The organism is Desulfarculus baarsii DSM 2075 (assembly GCF_000143965.1).
Classification (GTDB): domain Bacteria; phylum Desulfobacterota; class Desulfarculia; order Desulfarculales; family Desulfarculaceae; genus Desulfarculus; species Desulfarculus baarsii.
The window spans coordinates 909,234-927,572 of record NC_014365.1; the positions used below are offsets into that span (position 1 = coordinate 909,234).

Consider the following 18,339-nt stretch of genomic DNA (forward strand, 5'->3'; position numbering starts at 1 on the left):
GCCGCCCCGGGGCCCGGAGCGGCGCTTTCCCCCCAACGCGCGCGCGGCTATTGCACTTTCTTATCGCGGCCCTTCCAGGCCTCCTCGCGCAGTTTGAACTTTTGGATCTTGCCCGTGGCCGTCTTGGGCAACGGCCCGAACTCGACGTGCTTGGGGGCCTTGAATTTGGCCAGGTGCTGGCGGCAGAAGTCGATCAGTGACTGAGCGTCGGGCTTGGCCCCTTCCTTGAGCGTGACGTAAGCCTTGGGCGCCTCGCCCCATTTGTCGTCGGGCACGGCGATGACGGCCACCTCCAGCACGTCGGGATGGCCATAGAGCACGCTCTCCACCTCGACGGTGGAGATGTTTTCGCCGCCGCTGATGATGATGTCCTTGGAGCGGTCCATGATCTGCACGTAGCCGTCGGGGTGGACCACGGCCAGGTCGCCGCTGTGGAACCAGCCGCCGCGGAAGGCCTCGGCGGTGGCCTCGGGGTCTTTGTAATAGCCAAGCATGACGTTGTTGCCGCGCATGACGATCTCGCCGATGGTCTTGCCGTCGTGGGGCACGGGGGCCATGCTCAGTTGATCGACCACGTCCATGTGCAGGGCCACGGTGTAGGGCACGCCCTGGCGGGCCTTGATCGCCGCCCGCTCGTCCAGGGGCAGGTTGTCCCACTTGGTCTGCCAGGCGCAGATGCTGTGCGGGCCGAAGACCTCGGTCAGGCCGTAGGTCTGGGTGACGTTGGCCCCCAGGTTTTCCATGCTTTTGATCACCGCCGGGGCCGGCGGCGCGCCGGCGGTCATGATCTCCAGGTGCGCTTTCATGCGCGCGTTGGCCGCGCCGGGATAATTGGCCATGGACACCAGCACCGTGGGCGCGGCGCAGAGGTTGGTCACGCCTTCGTGCTCGATCAGCCGGAAGATCTCCTCGGGCACGACCTTGCGCAGGCAGACGTGGGTCGCGCCGGCGGCGGTGACGCCCCAGGTGAAGCACCAGCCGTTGCAGTGGAACATGGGCAGCGTCCACAGATAGACCGAGTTGGTGTTCAGCTTGGCCTCGAGCATCTCGCCCAGGGCGTTCAGGCAGGCCCCGCGATGGTGGTACATCACGCCCTTGGGCTTGCCGGTGGTGCCGCTGGTGTAGTTGATGGTCGCGATTTGATACTCGTCGTCGACCTCGACGGCCAGGGGCTCGTCGGAGCCGGTGGCCAGAAATTCCTCGTAGGACGGCCCCTTGAGGGGCGAGGCGTCGTCGATGTCCTGGATGTTGACCCGCAGGCGGAGCTGGCGCAGGTCGTCGAGCACCGGCAAAATCTGCGGGGCCAGCTCGGTGTCGACAAACAGGGCCTTGGCGTCGGAGTGGTTGACGATATAGCCGATCTCTTGCGGGCTGAGCCTGGTGTTGATGCTCACCAGCGCCGCCCCGATCATCGGCACGGCGTGGTGGGCCTCCAGCATGGGCGGGGTGTTGGGGCACAGAAAAGCCACCTTGTCGCCCTTGCCCACTCCGGCCTTTTTCAGCGCGCTGCCCAGGCGATGGACCCTGGCGGCGAACTGGGCGTAGGTGTAACGATCTTGGCCGTGGATCACTGCTGTTTTATCGGGATAGATGGCGGCCGAGCGGGGAAGAAACTTCACCGGGGACAGAACGTCGAAATATACTGACCTGTCGCTCATGTTGCCTGGACCTCCCAAAGACTCGCGGCCTTGCCGCGGTGCTGCCGTGATGATCGCTTACTTGCCAGCCGGCGCAAAAAGCTAAACCTCCTTTCTAATTGTGAAAAAGCCGACTGGTTCAGTATAGCCGAAAGGGGGACGGGCATTGCAACAGCGAATTTTGATCGGTCGTTCAGTCCGATTATGCGCCCTTGTGCGAAAGGGCCGCGCGCAACTGATCCAGCGGCGGCGGCAGGTGACGCAGGCCGGCCTTGGCTCGCAGGACGCGCTCCAGTTTGGCCTGGGCCACGGCCGGTTGGATGCGGCCGTCGATGATCATGTCGGTGATCTCCCGGCCGGCGGTCAGGGCCTCCTCGGCCCGGCGGCAGACCAGCAACAGGTCGCAGCCGGCAATGTAGGCCTGGGTGGCGGCCTGGGCCGGCGCGAGGCCGTGGGCGGCCAGGGCGCCCATCTCCAGGTCGTCGCTTAGCGTCAGGCCCTGGTAGCCCATCTCCCCGCGCAACAGACCCTCGATCACCGCCGGCGAAAGCGAGGCCGGGCGGTCGGCGTCCACGGCGGTGAAGACCGCGTGGCAGACCATCACCCCGGCCACGTCGGCGGCGATGGCCCGGCGGAAGGGCGGCAGTTCCACGGCGTCCAACTCGTCGCGCGACAGCTCCACCAGCGGGCGATGGCGGTGGCTGTCGGCGGTGGTGCGGCCCAGGCCGGGGAAGTGCTTGGCGCAGGCCAGGCAGCCGGCCTCTTGCTGGCCCTGGATGAAGGCCGCGGCCAGTTCGCCGACCTTGAGCGGATCGGCCCCCAGGCTGCGCCGGGCCATCACGCCGCCCTGGACGGCGTGGACGTCGACCACCGGGGCCAGGTTGAAGTTGAAACCGGCGGCGGCCAGTTCGCGGCCCATGCGTCGGCCGTGGGCGGCCAGGGCCGCGGCGTCGGCCGCGCCCAGGGCGGCCATGTCCGGCCCGTCGGTGAAAGGCGCGCGCAGCCGGGCCACGCTGCCGCCCTCCTGATCGACCATGACAAACAGCGGCGGCAGGCCGACGGCGGCCCGGCGCAGACTTTCGTTGAGGGCCCAGACCTGCTCGGGAGACTCCACGTTGCGGGCGAAGAGGATCACTCCGCCCACCCGGCCCTGGGCCACCATGGCCAGTTCATCGGCGCTGGCCTCCAGGCCCTCCAGGCCGATGACCAGCGACTGGGCCACGGCGCTTTCGATCTGGGCGCGGGCGTAGCGGGCGCTCACGGCCGGGACTCCGGCGCGGGCCAGGAAGCCGGTTGACTTGGCTGGTTCGACTCTTCGCCCTCGCCCGAGGCGTCTTCCAGGCCCTCTTCGTCCACGTCCTCGTCCACGTCGTCGCTTCCGTCGTCGCTTTTCTTGTTCCGCTTGGGCCGGCCGAAGTCTTCCTCGGGTTCGGGCTGGCCTGGCCGGAAGATCTGGCTCTGCACCACCATGTTCTTGCCGCCGTAGACGCGCAACACCTGGGTGGAGTAGGCGAAGCGGCCGTCGAAATCGACGGTGAGGACGATGGTCTCGCGGGTGTTGTCGGCCACCAGGGCCCAGACGGGAAAGGCCCAGTTCACTTCGTGGCGGGCTTGGTTGATCGTCGGGTCCACGCGGGTGGAGCCGATGTTGACGCCCCTGGCCTCGGTGATCTCGCCGGGCAGGCGCAAGCGGATGTTGACGAAGTGGCCGTCGAGGGATTTGCGCCACAGGTTGTTGGCGATGGCCTGGTTGGGATCGCTGGGCGGCTCGGGCGGCGGCGGCGGGTCTAGGGGCTTGTCGGGGAAATCGCCGCGCGTGGCCGGCGAGTCCTCGGTGGGCAGCAGGGTGATCACCACCCGGTGCAGGCTGTCGCCGATCTCCAGCAGGCTGCCCTCCTTGCGGATGACGGCGTATTGCACGCGCCGGGCGCCCAGGCGGTCCAGCCGCGAGATCTTGACCTTCTCGACCAAAATGATCTTGTCGCCCTTCACCAGGCGTTGCCGGGTGGGGATGGGCCGCTTGATGTTGTCGAGCATGCCGGGGGTGGGGGCCTCGGCCATGATATTGGGCGTGGTCAGCGTCTCGCGCAGGCGCGAGGAGCCGTCGGCCTTCAGGTCCAGGAAAAGCTCGTAATCGAAACAGCCGACCAAGGTGCTCGTCATGGCCAGCAATAGGGCCAGGCTCAGGCGGGCGGCGATTTTGCGCTTCATGACGTCCTCGGATGGTGGGCCGTGGGTATTGTTGGGTCCATATTTCTAAAGGGAATACCCCGAGCACGGGGGGTTGGTCAAGGGGTGAGGGGCGCATTGTGCGATTGTTGGCCATATGTTATACCTGGCCGGGGAGGTGCGCCGATGCGGGCCATGGTTCTGGCCGCCGGCCTGGGCACGCGGTTGCTGCCGCTGACCAGGCTGCGGCCCAAATGTCTGATTCCGGTGTGCAACCGGCCGTTGTTGGGCCTGTGGCTGGAGCGCCTGGCGGCGCTGGGCGTCACGCGGGCGGTGGTCAACACCCACCACCTGGCCCACGCGGTGCGGGCGGCGCTGCCTTTTCTGGCCCCGCCGGGCCTGGAGGCGCTGGAGAGCCACGAGCCCACGCTTTTGGGCACTGGCGGCGGCCTGGTCGCGGCCAGGGCCAAGCTGGGCGACGAGCCGTTTTTGCTGGCCAACGCCGATGTGCTGGCCGCCGGCGATCCCTTGCCGCTGCTGGCGGCGCTACGCCAAACGGGCGCGGCGGCCTGCCTGGGCCTGGTGGATTGGCCCGAGGTCAACAGCGTGGCCGTGGGGCCGGGCGGCCGCGTGCGCGGTTTTTACGGCGACATCATGCTGGCCCCGGAGCGCTGGTTGACCTACAGCGGCGTGGCGGCCATCTCGCCGGAGCTGTTCGAGTTTTTGCCGGCTTCCGGCCCAGGCGGCCTGGTGGAGGCCCTGCGCGCGGCCTTGCGGGCCGGGCGCTTGGTCTTGGGCCTGGAGCTTGGCGGCTATTGGAGCGACCTGGGCGCGCCCGAACGCTACTTGGCCGCCCACCGCGACCTGCTGCTGGGCGGGGCCGGTTTCGGCGATCTGGCCGGGCTGGGACCGATGGTCGCCTCGCCGGGGGCGGTGATCGAACCGGGCGCGCGGCTGGAGGGCTTTTGCGCCGTTGCCGAGGGCGCGCGGGTGGCGGCCGGGGCGCTGGTCAGCGCCAGCGTCCTGCTGCCCGGCGCGCGGGTGGCCCCTGGCGCCACGGTCTTTGGCGCGGTGTTGGGCGATGGTTTCGTGGCCAGCGGCGAACTGCGCGGCGGGGCCCATGCCTGAGGAGCGCCTGGCCATGATCGCCGCCTGGGCCGCCCGCCACTGGCCCGGCGGCCCGGTGGCGCGGCCCGAGGCCACGGCCATGGCCCCCGACGGCTCCACTCGTTTTTTTGTCCGGCTGCGCGCCGCCGGCCGCCAGTTGGTGGCCATGCACGGCCCCGACAACCCGGCCGAGGCCCGGGCCTGGCTGCATCTGGCCGGAGTGCTGGCGGCGGGCGGCCTGCCGGCGCCCAAGGTCTGGGCGGCCGAGGAGCGGGCGGGGCTTTTTCTGATGGACGACCTGGGCCAGGCCGACCTGCACGGCGCGGCCCTGGCCCTGGCCGGCGACGCCGACGCCCTGGCCAAGCTCTACGAGCCCGTCCTGGCCATGCTGGCCCGCTTGCAGGCCGTGGGCGCGGCGGGGCTGGACGTGAGCTATTGCTTCGACGGGGCCGAGCTTTCGCCCGAGTTCCTGCTGCGGCGCGAGGCCGGCTATTTTATGGAGTGGTTCGTGGAGGCGGCCTGCGGGCTGCGGGAAAGGCCGGCCGGCCTGGCGGAGGAGCTGGCCTTGGTGGCCGAGCGGGCCGGCCGGGCCGAGCCACGAGGCCTGGTCCACCGCGATTTTCAGAGCCGCAACATCGTGTTGGGCCCGTGCGGCCCGGGCCTGGTCGACTTTCAGGGTGCGCGTCTGGGCCCGGCCCAGTATGATTTGGCCTCTCTGCTGCACGACCCCTACGTGGACCTGCCCTGGCCCCTGCGCCGTCGGTTGCTCGGGCGCTACCTCGATTTGCGCCGTGATGTCGGGCCATTCGACGCCGAGGCCTTTGTGGAGGGCTGGCCCTTTGTCTGCCTCAGCCGGCTGATGCAGGCCTTGGGGGCCTATGGTTTTTTGTGCGGGCGGCGAAAAAAGCCCTTTTTCGCGGCCCATGGCCGGCCGGCGCTGAACTCTTTGCGCCGCCTGCTGGCGGAGCCGCCGCTGGCGATGTTGCCGGCCCTGGGCCAACTGGCCCGCCGTTTGCCCGATGATCCGGGGCCCCTCTTGGCGGCCCTGGCCGGAGAAGATTCGCGATGAGCGCCATCATGGCCATCGTCGGCCGGCCCAACGTGGGCAAGTCGACTCTGTTCAACCGCCTGACCCGCACGCGCCAGGCCCTGGTCCACGACCTGCCCGGCGTCACCCGCGATCGCCTCTATGGCCGGGCGATCATCGACGACCGCCAGGTCACGGTCATCGACACCGGCGGCTTCGACCCGCCGGCCGATCAACCCTTCGCCGCCGAGGTCCACGCCCAGATCGCCATGGCCATGGAGGAGGCCGATCTGATTCTCTTCGTCTGCGACGGCCGGGCCGGCCTCAACCCGGCCGACCTGGAGATCGCCACCCGCCTGCGGCGTTCGCAAAAGCCGGTGATCCACGCCGTCAACAAGATCGACGGCCCGCGCCAGGAGGACGAGGCCAGCGAGTTTTTCGCCCTGGGCGTGGAAAAGCTGCACTTCATCAGCGCCGCCCACGGCTATGGCATGAGCGATCTGGCCGACGACATCCTGGCCCATCTGCCGCCCGACGACGAACTCACCGAGCGTCTGGAGACGCCCGGCGGCGCGGTTTTCCTCAGCCCCAGCCGCCTGGCCGAGCGCGACGAGCCGCCCGAAGACGAGGACATCGACCCCAAGCGCCTGGCCGTCGACGAGATCCGCGTGGCCCTGATCGGCCGACCCAACGTGGGCAAGTCATCGCTTTTGAACGCCCTGTTCGGCGGGCCGCGGGTGGTGGTCAGCGACGTGCCGGGCACCACCCGCGACGCGGTGGACACGCCCATCCAGGTGGGCGACAAAAAATACGTCATCATCGACACCGCCGGCATCCGGCGGCGGGGCAAGGTGGCCCCGGGCATCGAAAAGGCCGGGGTGTTCCGTTCGTTGCGGGCCATTGACCGGGCCCACGTGGTGGTGGCCATGATGGAGGCCGGCGAGGGCGTCACCGATCAAGACCTGCACCTGATCGGCGCGGCCATGGAGCAAAACCGCGCCCTGATCGTGGTGATGAACAAGTGGGATCTGCTGGCCGGCGACGAGCGGCGGCGCAAGCAGCTCGACGCCCGCCTGGAGGAGGCGCTGCGCTTCGCGCCGTGGGCCCCGGTGCTGCGCCTGAGCGTGCTGAAGGGGCGGGGAGTGGACAAGATCCTGCCCCTGGTCGACCAAATCTTCGCCCAATACAACTCGCGCCTGGGCACCGGTCGGCTCAACCAGGTGCTGGAGCAGGCCCAGATCAAGCACACCCCGCCCAGCGTGGGTTCGCGCCGCCTGAAGATCTACTACGCCGCCCAGGTGGCCGTGCGGCCGCCCACGGTGGCTCTGGTGGTCAACGACCCCAAGGCGGTGCATTTTTCCTATCGTCGTTTTCTGACCAACGAGTTTCGCAAGGCCATGGGCCTGGAGCAATCGCCGCTGAAGCTGATCCTGCGCGGCCGTTCGGGTCGCCGGGCCAGCGCGCCCAAGAAAAAATGAGTGGCTTGACAAGCGGAGGCTGTGTGTATAATTTCAGTTCGTTTGCCAACTTGAGGGCCTATAACGACAATCGCTCACGGGCGGTCGCCAATAACAAACCGCCCAGGCCACGGGAGTTTGCATGATGCAGGCCGTCGCCGCCGCTGGCGTTCAAAAAACCATCGCCGCCATGGAGCAGCTTTTGGCCTCGGGCCTGGGGGCGGTGACCACCGCCGCCGCGGCCATCGCCAAGGCTTTTTCCGACGACAAGAAGATGCTTTGCTTCGGCAACGGCGGTTCGGCGGCCGACGCCCAGCATCTGGCCGCCGAGATGGTCAACCGTTTCATGCTCGAACGACCCAGCCTGCCTTGCCTGGCCCTGACCACCGACGCCAGCGTGCTGACCTCCATCGCCAACGATTACGCCTTCGGCGAGATCTTCTCCAAGCAGATCAAGGCGTTGGGCGCGGCCGGCGACGTGGCGCTGGGCATTTCGACCTCGGGCAACTCGCCCAATGTGCTCGAAGGTCTGCGCGTGGCCCAGCAACGCGGCCTGCTGACCATCGGCCTGACTGGACGCGGCGGCGGGGCCATGGCCGCCCTGTGCGACATCCTGGTGGCCGCGCCCACCGACGAAACGCCGCGCATTCAAGAGGTGCACGCCGTGGTGATTCACCTCATCTGCGAGTTGGTGGACCTCACCCTCTTTGGACGCGCCAAATGAAACCGACCCCGGCCGACCTGCGGCTCCTCAAGCTGACCGACCTGGAAGTTCGCAAATCAAAAGTAGACGGCGGCAACCTGGGCCGCCCCTGGCGCGCCGGCGGGACGTTCGGCGATTTCGTCGAGTCGCTGCCCCACGTGCTGGCCGCCGGCGACCTGCGCCGGGCCGCCGAGGCCGTGGTGCGCGCCCGCCGCGCCGGCCGGCCGGTGATTCTGGCCATGGGCGCGCACGTGATCAAAGTGGGCCTGAGCCCGCTGCTGATCGACGCCATGGAGCGGGGGCTGATCACGGGCCTGGCCTTCAACGGGGCCTGCGTGATCCACGACACCGAGATGGCCCTGGCCGGCCGCACCTCCGAGGACGTGGCCGAGGCCCTGGCCGACGGCAGCTTCGGCACCGCCCGCCAGACCGGCGAGTTCATTAACAACGCCGTCAGCGCCGCGCCGGAACTGGGCATCGGCCGGGCCGTGGGCCAGGCCCTGTTGCAACGGGCGCCGGCCAACGCGGCCTATTCGCTCTTGGCCGCCGCCGCCCGGCTGGATCTGCCGGTGACGGTGCATATCGCCGTGGGCGCCGACATCATCCACATGCACCCCAGTTTCGACCCGGCCGCCGCCGGCCTGGCCAGCCACAACGATTTTCGCCTGCTCATCGGCCAGGTGGCCAAGTTGAAGGGCGGGGTCTACCTCAACGTGGGTTCGGCGGTGGTGCTGCCCGAGGTCTTCCTCAAGGCCCTGTCGGCCGCCCGCAACCTGGGCCACGACGTGCGCGACTTCACCACCGTCAACATGGACATGATCCAGCACTATCGGCCCAACACCAACGTGGTGCGCCGGCCCGTGCTCACCGGCGGCCTGGGCCTGAGCATCACCGGCCACCACGAGATCAACCTGCCGCTGTTGCTGGCCATGATCGTCGAGGGGATCGAGCGCGCCTAGATCGGCGCTTGCGGCTTGGGTGGGGCGGTCATACTATTTCCATGAACGGCCCATGCGCTCATGATTCACCATCCAGGGCGGGGCAAACGCCCGCCGGAGAAGTGTCGCCATGCCGATATACGAATATAAATGCAACAAATGCGCCAAGGAATTCGAGGTGTTGGTCCTCGGCTCCCGCGACGACGTCCGCTGCCCCCAGTGCGACGCCGCCGATGTGTCGCGCCTGATGAGCGGCTTCGCCCACAAAAACGAGGGCGGGACTCTGGTTTCGTCCTCGGGCGGCGGCTGCTCCAGTTGTTCGGGTGGTTCATGCTCGACCTGCCACTGATTTTCCAGCGCCCGGATCGATCATGCCAAAACTGATCATCGCCACCAGGGGCAGCGAACTGGCCCTGGCCCAGGCCCGTTGGGCCGCCCGGCAGTTGTCCGCCCTTTCGCCGGGGCTGGAGGTCGAACTCCAGCTCTTCAAGACCAAGGGCGACAAGATTCTCGACGCGCCGCTGGCCAAGGTCGGCGGCAAGGGCCTGTTTGTCAAGGAGATCGAGGACGCCCTGCTCGACGGCCGGGCCCGCGTGGCCGTGCATTCCATGAAGGACATGCCCGCCGAGCTGCCGCCGGGGCTGTGCATCGCCGCCGTCAGCCGGCGCGAGGATCCCCGCGACGTGCTGATCAGCCGCGACGGCCTGGGCCTGGACGAACTGCCGGCCACGCCCCGCCTGGGCACCAGCAGCCTGCGCCGCCAGGCCCAGCTTCTGGCCCGGCGGCCCGACGCCATGGTCGTCTCGGTGCGCGGCAACGTCCAGACCCGCCTGCGCAAGCTCGAGGAACTGGGCCTGGACGCCATCGTCCTGGCCGCCGCCGGCCTGGATCGCCTGGGCCTGAGCGACCCCCGGCGGGTGGACCTGGCCCCGGAGCTCATGCTGCCGGCGGTGGGGCAGGGGGCGCTGGCCATCGAGGCCAGGGCCGACGACGCCTTTTGCCTGGAGCTGTGCGCCCGCTTGGCCCACCAGCCCACGGCCGTGGCCGTCGAGGCCGAACGGGCCTTTTTGGGCCGGCTGGAGGGCGGCTGCCAGGTGCCCATCGCTGGCCACGCCGTGGTCGATGGCGACGAAATCGTTTTCGAGGGCCTGGTGGCCAGCCTGGACGGCAAGCGGCTGATTCGCCGCCGGGCCGTGGGCCGGGCCGACGAGGCCGGCCCGCTGGGGCTGGCCGTGGCCGAGGAGATACTGGCCGACGGCGGCCGCCAGATTCTGGCCGAAGTTTATGGAAGGGGCCCCCAATGAGCGGCAAGGTTTATCTCATCGGCGCCGGACCAGGCGACCCGGAGCTGATCACCATGAAGGCCGCGCGCTGCCTGGCCCAGGCCGACGTGGTGGTCTACGACTTTTTGGCCAACCCCGAGCTGCTGGGCTTGGCCCCGGCCGAGGCCGCCCATGTCTACGTGGGCAAAAAAGGCGGCGACCACACCATGAGCCAAGAGGGCATCAACGCCCTGTTGTGCGACCTGGCCGCCCAGGGCAAGACCGTCGCCCGGCTCAAGGGCGGCGACCCGTACGTCTTTGGCCGCGGCGGCGAGGAGGCCAGCGCCCTGTGGGAACGGGGCCTGGCCTTCGAGGTGGTGCCCGGCGTTTCCAGCGCCGTGGCCGCGCCGTGCTACGCCGGCATCCCCGTCACCGACCGCCGCCACGCCACCGAGGTGGCCTTTGTCACCGGCCACGAAGACCCCACCAAGGCCTCCTCGACCATCAACTGGCAGGCCTTGGCGGCCATGGGCTCGCTGGTGTTTCTGATGGGCGTGAAAAATCTGCCCGAGATCTGCGCCCAGCTCATCGCCCACGGCAAGCCGGCCGAGACCCCGGCCGCCTGCGTGCGCTGGGGGGCCACCGCCCGCCAGCAAACCATCGTCGGCGCCTTGGCCGATCTGCCGCAAAAGGCCGCCGCGGCCGGCCTCAAGCCACCGGCGGTGACCATCGTCGGCGGGGCGGTGGCCCTGCGCGAACAGCTCAACTGGTATGAGCGCATGCCACTGTTTGGCCGACGCGTGCTGGTGACCAGGGCCAGGGCCCAGGCCAGCAAGCTTTCGGCGGGCCTGCGCGCCTTGGGGGCCGAGGTCGTCGAGTGCCCGACCATCGAGATCAGGCCCATGCCCGACGATGGCCAACTGCGCTGGGCCGCCGCCCACGCCGCCGACTACGACTGGGTGCTCTTCACCAGCGCCAACGCCGTCGAGCCGTTTTTACAGGCCCTGCTGGCCAGGGGCCGCGACGTGCGCGCCCTGCACCGGACCAAGATCGGGGCCATCGGCCCGGCCACGGCCCAGGCCCTGGCCCGGCGCGGCCTGAAATACGACCTGATGGCCAAGAGCTTCGTGGCCGAGGGCCTGCTGGAGGCCCTGGCCGACCACGACCTCGCGGGCAAAAAAGTGCTGCTGCCCCGGGCGACCAGGGCCCGCGACGTCTTGCCCGAGGAGCTGCGCAAACGCGGCGCGTTGGTCGACATCGTCGCCGCCTACGAAACCTTCGCCCCGGCCGGGGCCAAGGAGCGCCTGGAGGCGATCATGGCCGACGGCCTGGGCGTGATCACCTTCACCGCCTCGTCGACGGTCGACAACCTCATGGACATGCTCGACGAGCCGACCAAGGCCAAGCTGATCGCCGAGAGCGCCTCGGGCGCGCTGATCGTGGCCTCCATCGGCCCGATCACCAGCCAAAGCGCCCGCCGGCACGGCATGACCGTCCACGTCGAGCCGGCCGAATACACCATCCCCGCCCTGATCGAGGCCCTGGCGGCCCATTGCCAACAATCGTGAGCGGGGCCGGCGAAAGCATCCTGGGCGGGCTCAACCCGGCCCAACGTCAGGCCGTGGAGCTGTTGGGCCGGCCGGTGCTGGTCATCGCCGGGGCCGGCAGCGGCAAAACGCGCACGCTGGTCCACCGGGTGGCCCATGTGGTCGAACTGGGCGTGGACCCGCGCGAGATCCTGCTGTTGACCTTCACCCGCCGGGCCGCCGCCGAGATGCTGGCCCGCGCCCGCCAGCTCAACCCGGCCTGCGCGGCCGTGGGCGGCGGCACGTTCCATTCGCTGTGCAACCGTTTGCTGCGCCGTTACGCCGCCCGGGCCGGCCTGATGCCAAACTTCACCATCATCGACCCGGCCGACGCCGAGCACCTGGTGCGCGGCTGCATCGACGAACTGGGCCTCAAAGGCGGCAAGGACGAGCGTTTTCCCAAGCCGCGCACGGTTTTCGGGTTGATCAGCGCCTCGCGCAACCTGGAACTGAGCCTCGCCGAGTTGATCCAGACCCGCGAGCCCCATCTGTGGCCCATCTCCAAGGAGATCGAACGCATCGCCCTGGCCTACGCCCAGGCCAAGCAACGGCAAAACCAGGTCGATTACGACGACCTGCTGTTCATGGCCGAGGCCCTGCTGCGCGACAACCCCGACATCCAAGACGATCAGCGCCGGCGCTGGCGACACGTGCTGGTCGACGAATACCAAGACACCAACGCCGTCCAGGCGCGCCTGTTGGAGCTGATCTGCGGGCCGGGGCAAGAGCTGATGGTCGTCGGCGACGACGCCCAGAGCATCTATCGCTTTCGCGGGGCGCGCATCGACAACATCTTCGAATTCCCCGAGCGCTTCGCCGGCGCGGCCGTGGTCAAGCTCGAACGCAACTATCGCTCGACCCAGCCCATCCTCGACCTGACCAACGCCATCATCGAAGGGGCCGGCCAGCGCTTTGACAAGCGCCTGTTCACCGAGCTGCTGGAGGGCCCCAAGCCCCGTCTGGAGCGGCCCCGCGACGAGCGCGGCCAGTCGCGCCTGGTGCGCGAGCGCATCCAGAAGCTCTTGGCCGACGGCGCCCGTCCCGAGGACATCGCCGTGCTTTTCCGGGCCGGCCGCGACTCCTTCGACCTGGAGCGCGAGCTGACCGCCGAGCATCTGGCCTATGTCAAATACGGCGGGCTCAAGTTCCTGGAGGCCTCGCACATCAAGGACGTTCTGGCCCATCTGCGGGTCATCGCCAACCCCCTGGATTTCGTCTCGTGGCAGCGGGCGCTGATGTTGTTGCCCGGCGTGGGCCCCACCACCGCCCAGCAGATCGTGGCCCATCTGGCCCTGGCCGCTGGGCCGGCCGACTTCGGCCCCCGGCTGCGGGCCTGTCCCCAGGGCAAACGCAGCGCGCCCGTGCGGCAGTTGGCCGAACTGATGGACGAACTCAGCGATCCGGCCGCGCCGCCCCTGGACAAGGTCGAGGCCGCGCTGGAATATTACGAGCCCTTCTGCCGCGAGCAATACGAAGACTACCCCCGCCGCCTGCGCGACCTGGAGGAACTGCCCGGCCTGGCCCGGGCCTTTGGCTCGCTGGAGGACATGCTGGCCGAGCTGGTCCTGGACCCGCCGGCCGCCCACGCCGAGGAGATGGGCGGCGGACGGATCACCCTCTCGACGGTGCATTCGGCCAAGGGCATGGAGTGGCCCCATGTTTTCGTGATCTGGGCCACCGACGGCCGGCTGCCCTCGTCGGCCAGCCTGGACGACCCCGACGGCCTGGAAGAAGAACGCCGCCTGCTCTACGTGGCCTGCACCCGCGCGGCCAAGGGGTTGCTGCTCGTCGCGCCCAGGGAGAGCTTCAACCGTTTTGACGGCGCGCGCGACCAAGAACTCAGCCGTTTCCTGGACGATCTGCCCGCGGCGGTGATGGAAAGCTCCGGCGGCGCGGTCTTTGGCGAGGCCTTCACGCGCCTGGCCGCGGCCGCCGCGCCCGATGAAACGCCGGTCGCCCGGCCCGTGGCCGCGCCCCGGGCGGTCAAAGAGCCGGCCGGGCCCAAGGTGGGCAGCGTGGCCGGCAAGATGGCCCTGTTGCAATACGATCGACCCTTCCCGGTGGGCGAGATGGTCAGCCACGCCAAGTTCGGTCGGGGCAAGGTCATCGGCTATCGCGGCGACGACAAGATCATGGTCCACTTCACCGGATATGGGCTCAAAACCCTCGTGTTGAAATTCGCCGGCCTGCAACCGGCCCAGTGAGGCGAAAAAGGCGATGGAAACCTACGAGCAGGCGGTTCAGAGGCTCTACGACCTGCAAAAATTCGGCATCAAGCTGGGGCTCAACTCCACCGAGCGCCTGCTGGCCCGCTTGGGCGACCCCCACCTGAAGTTGCCCACCGTGCACCTGGCCGGCACCAACGGCAAGGGTTCGGTGGGGGCCATGCTGGAGGCCACGTTGCGGCAGGCCGGCCTGAAGACCGGCTTTTACACCTCGCCGCACCTGGTGCGCTTCACCGAGCGCTTCAAGATCGACGGCCAGGAGATCGCCGAAAACGAGGTGGCCGCCCTGGCCGACGACGTCTGGTGGGTGGTCGACCCCAGCCAGCCGCCGACGTTTTTCGAGATCGTCACGGCCATGGCCTTTTTGCATTTCGCGCGGCGCGGGGTGGATGTGTTGATTCTGGAGACCGGCCTGGGCGGCCGGCTCGACGCCACCAACGTCTGCCGGCCGCTGGCCTCGCTGATCACCAACATCGGCCTGGAGCACCAGGATTTTCTGGGCAAGACCCTGGCCAGCATCGCCTTCGAGAAGGCCGGGGTGATCAAGCCGGCCACGCCGTTGATCCACGGCGTGAGCCAAAAGCCGGCCCGGGCGGTGATCGAGGCGCGGGCGCGGGAGATGGCCGCGCCGGAGATTCGCCTGGGCCGCGAGATCACTTGCCGCCGCCGGGCCGACGAGAGTTTCGCCCTGCGTGGGCGGCTGTGGCGGTTCGATGATCTGCGCTGCAACCTGCGTGGCCGCCATCAGCCGCTCAACGCCGCCCTGGCCCTGGGCGCGACCGAGGTTTTGGCCGAAAAGGGCTTGGCCGTGGGGCCCGAGCACTTCGCGGCGGGGCTGAGGCGGGTGGACTGGCCGGGCCGCCTGGAGCGCTGGCCCACCGACGAAGGCGAACCGGCCCTCTGGCTGGACGGGGCCCACAACATCCCTTCGGCCAAGGCCCTGCTGGCCAGCATCGACCTGCTGCGCCGCCCCGGCGGGCCGCTGGTGATGGTGGTGGGCGTGATGGCCGACAAGGCCGTGGACAAGATTCTTGCCATCGTGCTGCCGGCGGCCGACAGGGTGGTCTTTTCGCGGCCCGGCTACAGCCGGGCGGCCACGCCCCAGGCCCTGGCCGCGGCGGCCCCGAAAGACTGCCCTCCCAGCGAAATCAATGACGATTTGGCTTCGGCCATCCAACGGGCCAGGGAATTGGCCGGGCCCGAGGGCGTGGTGTTGATCACCGGGTCCTTGTTCACGGTGGGAGAGGCCCGGGCAATACTTGGCGGAATGCCCACAAGCGACTTGCCTTAGCACCTGCGATTTGCTAAGTTGCGGCAGAACTGCAACCTCGTGGTGAGTGCGGGAGGAGAGGCACGTGCGCAAATCCTGGCGTTTGTCTTGCGCTAACTATCTTGTTTTGATGATAGTGGCGGCGTTGTTGGTCTTTTCGGCCGGTCCGGCCTTGGCCCAGAGCAACGAATTGGTCAGGCTGGAGACTTCGACGCCGGTGGACGTGCGGGCCGACAAGTTGACCTACGACGACAAGACCAATTCATACCTGGCCGAGGGCGAGGTGGAGATCACCCAGGGCGCCAACCGCCTGGTGGCCGACAAGGTGCGGCTGTTCTCCCAATCGATGATCGCCGAGGCCGAGGGCAACGTCTCGATGGTCAGCCCCTCGCAGGTGGTCAGCGCCGCGAGCCTGGTGGTCAACCTCAACACCAGCACGGGCAAGCTCTACGATGCGCGCATCTTCCTGCCGGCCACCCACTATTACCTGCGTGGCGAGGAGATCGTCAAAACCGGCGAGGACACCTACACCATGGCCCAAGGCGGGTTCACCACCTGCGACGGCGACAGCCCCAACTGGGAAGTCACCGGCTCGGAGGTGGACGTGACCATCGAGGGCTACGGCACGGCCAAAAACACCGCTTTCCGCATCAAGGACATGCCGGTGTTGTGGTCGCCCTACATGGTTTTCCCGGTCAAGACCAAGCGCCAGTCGGGCCTTCTGCCGCCCATGTTCGGCCAGGGCCAGCGCGACGGCTTTTTGATGAGCCTGCCCTATTATCATGTGCTGGGCGAGGACCAGGACGCCACGATCACCCTCAACGTCATGACCAGCCGTGGCGTGGGCATCGGCGCGGAGTATCGCTACGCCCTGGATGAATTCTCCAAGGGCATGATCATGGCCGACCTGCTGCCCAGCGACAACAACAGCCAGAGTCTCTACGAAGAGGGCAAGCTGGCCGAGCCCTACGACAAGCGCTGGTGGGTGCGCGGCATGGCCGACCAGAAGCTCTTCGGCGGGGCCATGGAAATGCGCATGGACCTGGACCTGGTCAGCGACCGCGACTACATGCGTGAGTTCACCTTCGGCTACACCGGCTTCAACACCTCCAGCTACCGCCTGGCCGAGATGTTCAACCGCACCCTGGAGCCCAACTCCTCGTGGCTGCGCACCAGCAAGGTCAACCTGCTGCGCTACTGGTCGTCGAGCACCCTGAACATGACGGCCTATTACTTCGACCAGATCAACACCGACAACAAGTCCACCCTGCAGCAGTTGCCGGCCATCAGCTACGACGCCGTGCGCCAGGCCATCGACGATCGCGGCATGTTCTATTTCCAGATGACCTCCGACTTCACCTACTACTACCGCGAGACCGGCAGCACCGGGGCCATCCTCAACTTCAACCCGGCCGTCAGCGCGCCGCTCAACTTCCGCGACTACCTGGAGGTCGAGCCGGTCTTCACCTGGAACCAGCGTCTCTACTCGGCCACCCTTGGCGAGTCCGAGGACCAGGACAAAGACAAATACGGCGCCAGCTACGGCTGGAACTTCCAGTTGAAGAACTCGACCTACCTCTACCGGGTCTATGATTTCGGCGAGGCCGAGACGCCCTTCAAGGTCAAGCACGCCGTGCGGCCCAAGGTCGACTACCTCTACCGGCCCAACATCTACGACGGCGAGGCCCCAGAGCTGGCCCAGATGTACCAGAACAGGCTCAACTATTTCCGCTACGGCTTCAACAACGCCTTCACCTACAAATACATGCAGGAAAACGAGGAGACCGGCGAGATCGAGCCGGTTTACCGCGAATTCCTCAAGGTCAACGTCTTCCAGGTCTACAGCCTGGATGAGCGCAGCTACAACGGCTCCAGCGGCATGACCTACACCGGCGCCGACAACAGCGCCCAACTGGGCTACGACACCTGGGACGGCTCGTACAGCCTGCCCTATCGCCACGACGGCGAGAACTTCGGCAACTTCGGCGCGCGCGTCGAATTCGACCCCTGGGACGGCCTCTACTTCGAAAGCGACGTGGAGTACGATCCCTACGAGAGCCGGATCTACACCTTCAACTCGAGCATGACCTTCAGCGACTACCGCGGCGACATGCTCAGCTTCGATTATCGCTACACCCACGACATCCTCAAGCAGTTGCGCTCGATGGTCCGCGTCGCGCTCAACGACAAGTGGAGCGTGGGCATGCAAAACCGCCATGATTTCGACAACGAGATGGACTTCGACACCATCTACCAGCTCGAATACAACGACCAGTGCTGGGGCGTGCGCGTGTTCTACCGCGACGACTCCACCGAGCGCGGTTTCTTCCTGGTCTTCAGCATCGGCGGCTTCGGCGAAATCTTCGGCACCGGCTTCGGCGGCGAGGACACCAAGGAGCGCACGTACTAGAAAATGCGGGGCGGCCCTTGACAGAAGGCCGCCTCTACTATAGAAAACAGCCTTCGATCGCCCGAATTTTTTGGGGGCGCCCGCAAGACATTTGTTGATAGATAGGCAGGAAAGATGAAAACCTTCGTTGCCAAACCCAACGACGCCACCCGCGAGTGGTTCGTGATCGACGCCACCGATCTGGTCCTGGGCCGCATGGCCACCCAGATCGCCATGCGCCTGCGCGGCAAGCACAAACCCACGTTCACGCCCCACGTGGACACGGGCGATTTCATCATCGTCGTCAACGCCGACAAGGTGAAGCTGACCGGCCGCAAGTGGGATCAAAAGAAATACTATCGGCACAGCGGCTACCCCGGCGGCATCACCGAGATCTCCGCCGACAAGGCCCGCGGCAGCCACCCCGAGCGTCTGATCTTCAGCGCCGTGCGCGGCATGCTGCCCAAAAACACCCTGGGCCGTCAAATGCTCAAGAAACTCAAGGTCTACGCCGGGCCCGAGCATCCCCACCAGGCCCAGACGCCCCAAAGCCTTAGCCTGTGATGATG

The 18,339-nt window shown here is 67.7% G+C and carries 15 protein-coding genes; 12 read left to right on the forward strand and 3 right to left on the reverse strand.

What is annotated here, in order from left to right:
- Positions 1-47: 47 nt before the first annotated feature.
- From DEBA_RS04030 to DEBA_RS18315, 3 genes are all read right to left on the reverse strand, one after another.
- Positions 48-1,658 (reverse strand): acyl--CoA ligase family protein, encoded by a 1,611-nt coding sequence (locus DEBA_RS04030; RefSeq protein ID WP_013257631.1) that lies wholly within the window; start codon positions 1,656-1,658, stop codon positions 48-50.
- A gap of 181 nt (positions 1,659-1,839) precedes the next feature.
- A complete protein-coding gene (gene nagZ, locus DEBA_RS18310; RefSeq protein WP_013257632.1) occupies positions 1,840-2,898 on the reverse strand; it encodes a beta-N-acetylhexosaminidase in 1,059 nt (352 codons plus the stop codon).
- Positions 2,895-3,848, reverse strand: coding sequence for a hypothetical protein (locus DEBA_RS18315; protein ID WP_013257633.1), 954 nt, complete (start codon positions 3,846-3,848; stop codon positions 2,895-2,897). Before DEBA_RS18315 ends, nagZ begins: the two co-directional genes overlap by 4 nt.
- A gap of 144 nt (positions 3,849-3,992) precedes the next feature.
- On the opposite strand from DEBA_RS18315, the gene DEBA_RS04045 reads away from it, so the two are divergent.
- The 12 genes from DEBA_RS04045 to rplM all read left to right on the forward strand — a co-directional run bounded on the left by DEBA_RS04045 (position 3,993) and on the right by rplM (position 18,334).
- Positions 3,993-4,934: a nucleotidyltransferase family protein gene (locus tag DEBA_RS04045; RefSeq protein ID WP_013257634.1), complete on the forward strand. Its 942-nt coding sequence runs from the start codon at positions 3,993-3,995 to the stop codon at positions 4,932-4,934.
- The gene (locus DEBA_RS04050; protein ID WP_050762229.1) at positions 4,927-5,982 is read left to right on the forward strand and encodes an aminoglycoside phosphotransferase family protein; all 1,056 of its coding nucleotides are present in this window, start codon (positions 4,927-4,929) and stop codon (positions 5,980-5,982) included. The genes DEBA_RS04045 and DEBA_RS04050 overlap by 8 nt, the downstream gene beginning before the upstream one ends.
- Positions 5,979-7,418, forward strand: coding sequence for a ribosome biogenesis GTPase Der (gene der / locus DEBA_RS04055; RefSeq protein WP_013257636.1), 1,440 nt, complete (start codon positions 5,979-5,981; stop codon positions 7,416-7,418). Before DEBA_RS04050 ends, der begins: the two co-directional genes overlap by 4 nt.
- A gap of 121 nt (positions 7,419-7,539) precedes the next feature.
- Positions 7,540-8,121: a D-sedoheptulose-7-phosphate isomerase gene (locus DEBA_RS04060; protein ID WP_013257637.1), complete on the forward strand. Its 582-nt coding sequence runs from the start codon at positions 7,540-7,542 to the stop codon at positions 8,119-8,121.
- Positions 8,118-9,059 (forward strand): hypothetical protein, encoded by a 942-nt coding sequence (locus DEBA_RS04065; RefSeq protein WP_013257638.1) that lies wholly within the window; start codon positions 8,118-8,120, stop codon positions 9,057-9,059. The genes DEBA_RS04060 and DEBA_RS04065 overlap by 4 nt, the downstream gene beginning before the upstream one ends.
- A gap of 109 nt (positions 9,060-9,168) precedes the next feature.
- On the forward strand, positions 9,169-9,387 hold the full coding sequence (locus tag DEBA_RS04070) for an FmdB family zinc ribbon protein (RefSeq protein WP_013257639.1): 219 nt from the start codon (positions 9,169-9,171) through the stop codon (positions 9,385-9,387).
- Between the two features lie 22 nt (positions 9,388-9,409).
- Positions 9,410-10,342 carry a hydroxymethylbilane synthase gene (gene hemC / locus DEBA_RS04075; protein WP_013257640.1) on the forward strand — a complete coding sequence of 311 codons (933 nt, stop codon included), beginning with the start codon at positions 9,410-9,412 and terminating at the stop codon, positions 10,340-10,342.
- Positions 10,339-11,868: a uroporphyrinogen-III C-methyltransferase gene (gene cobA / locus DEBA_RS04080; protein ID WP_013257641.1), complete on the forward strand. Its 1,530-nt coding sequence runs from the start codon at positions 10,339-10,341 to the stop codon at positions 11,866-11,868. Before hemC ends, cobA begins: the two co-directional genes overlap by 4 nt.
- Positions 11,853-14,090, forward strand: coding sequence for an ATP-dependent helicase (locus tag DEBA_RS04085; protein ID WP_187288585.1), 2,238 nt, complete (start codon positions 11,853-11,855; stop codon positions 14,088-14,090). The genes cobA and DEBA_RS04085 overlap by 16 nt, the downstream gene beginning before the upstream one ends.
- A 13-nt stretch (positions 14,091-14,103) precedes the next feature.
- A complete protein-coding gene (locus DEBA_RS04090; RefSeq protein WP_013257643.1) occupies positions 14,104-15,402 on the forward strand; it encodes a bifunctional folylpolyglutamate synthase/dihydrofolate synthase in 1,299 nt (432 codons plus the stop codon).
- A gap of 64 nt (positions 15,403-15,466) precedes the next feature.
- Entirely contained in the window at positions 15,467-17,791 is a 2,325-nt protein-coding gene (locus DEBA_RS04095; protein WP_013257644.1) for an LPS-assembly protein LptD, read from the forward strand.
- A gap of 114 nt (positions 17,792-17,905) precedes the next feature.
- Positions 17,906-18,334, forward strand: coding sequence for a 50S ribosomal protein L13 (gene rplM / locus DEBA_RS04100; RefSeq protein ID WP_013257645.1), 429 nt, complete (start codon positions 17,906-17,908; stop codon positions 18,332-18,334).
- Positions 18,335-18,339: the final 5 nt, after the last annotated feature.

What these genes read in the sequence shown, in the direction of transcription:
- DEBA_RS04030 (WP_013257631.1), bottom strand. Translation starts at nt 1,658, where the DNA reads ATGAGCGACAGGTCAGTATATTTCGACGTTCTGTCCCCGGTGAAGTTT.
- DEBA_RS18315 (WP_013257633.1), bottom strand. Translation starts at nt 3,848, where the DNA reads ATGAAGCGCAAAATCGCCGCCCGCCTGAGCCTGGCCCTATTGCTGGCC.
- DEBA_RS04045 (WP_013257634.1), top strand. Translation starts at nt 3,993, where the DNA reads ATGCGGGCCATGGTTCTGGCCGCCGGCCTGGGCACGCGGTTGCTGCCG.
- DEBA_RS04050 (WP_050762229.1), top strand. Translation starts at nt 4,927, where the DNA reads ATGCCTGAGGAGCGCCTGGCCATGATCGCCGCCTGGGCCGCCCGCCAC.
- der (WP_013257636.1), top strand. Translation starts at nt 5,979, where the DNA reads ATGAGCGCCATCATGGCCATCGTCGGCCGGCCCAACGTGGGCAAGTCG.
- DEBA_RS04060 (WP_013257637.1), top strand. Translation starts at nt 7,540, where the DNA reads ATGATGCAGGCCGTCGCCGCCGCTGGCGTTCAAAAAACCATCGCCGCC.
- DEBA_RS04065 (WP_013257638.1), top strand. Translation starts at nt 8,118, where the DNA reads ATGAAACCGACCCCGGCCGACCTGCGGCTCCTCAAGCTGACCGACCTG.
- DEBA_RS04070 (WP_013257639.1), top strand. Translation starts at nt 9,169, where the DNA reads ATGCCGATATACGAATATAAATGCAACAAATGCGCCAAGGAATTCGAG.
- hemC (WP_013257640.1), top strand. Translation starts at nt 9,410, where the DNA reads ATGCCAAAACTGATCATCGCCACCAGGGGCAGCGAACTGGCCCTGGCC.
- cobA (WP_013257641.1), top strand. Translation starts at nt 10,339, where the DNA reads ATGAGCGGCAAGGTTTATCTCATCGGCGCCGGACCAGGCGACCCGGAG.
- DEBA_RS04090 (WP_013257643.1), top strand. Translation starts at nt 14,104, where the DNA reads ATGGAAACCTACGAGCAGGCGGTTCAGAGGCTCTACGACCTGCAAAAA.
- rplM (WP_013257645.1), top strand. Translation starts at nt 17,906, where the DNA reads ATGAAAACCTTCGTTGCCAAACCCAACGACGCCACCCGCGAGTGGTTC.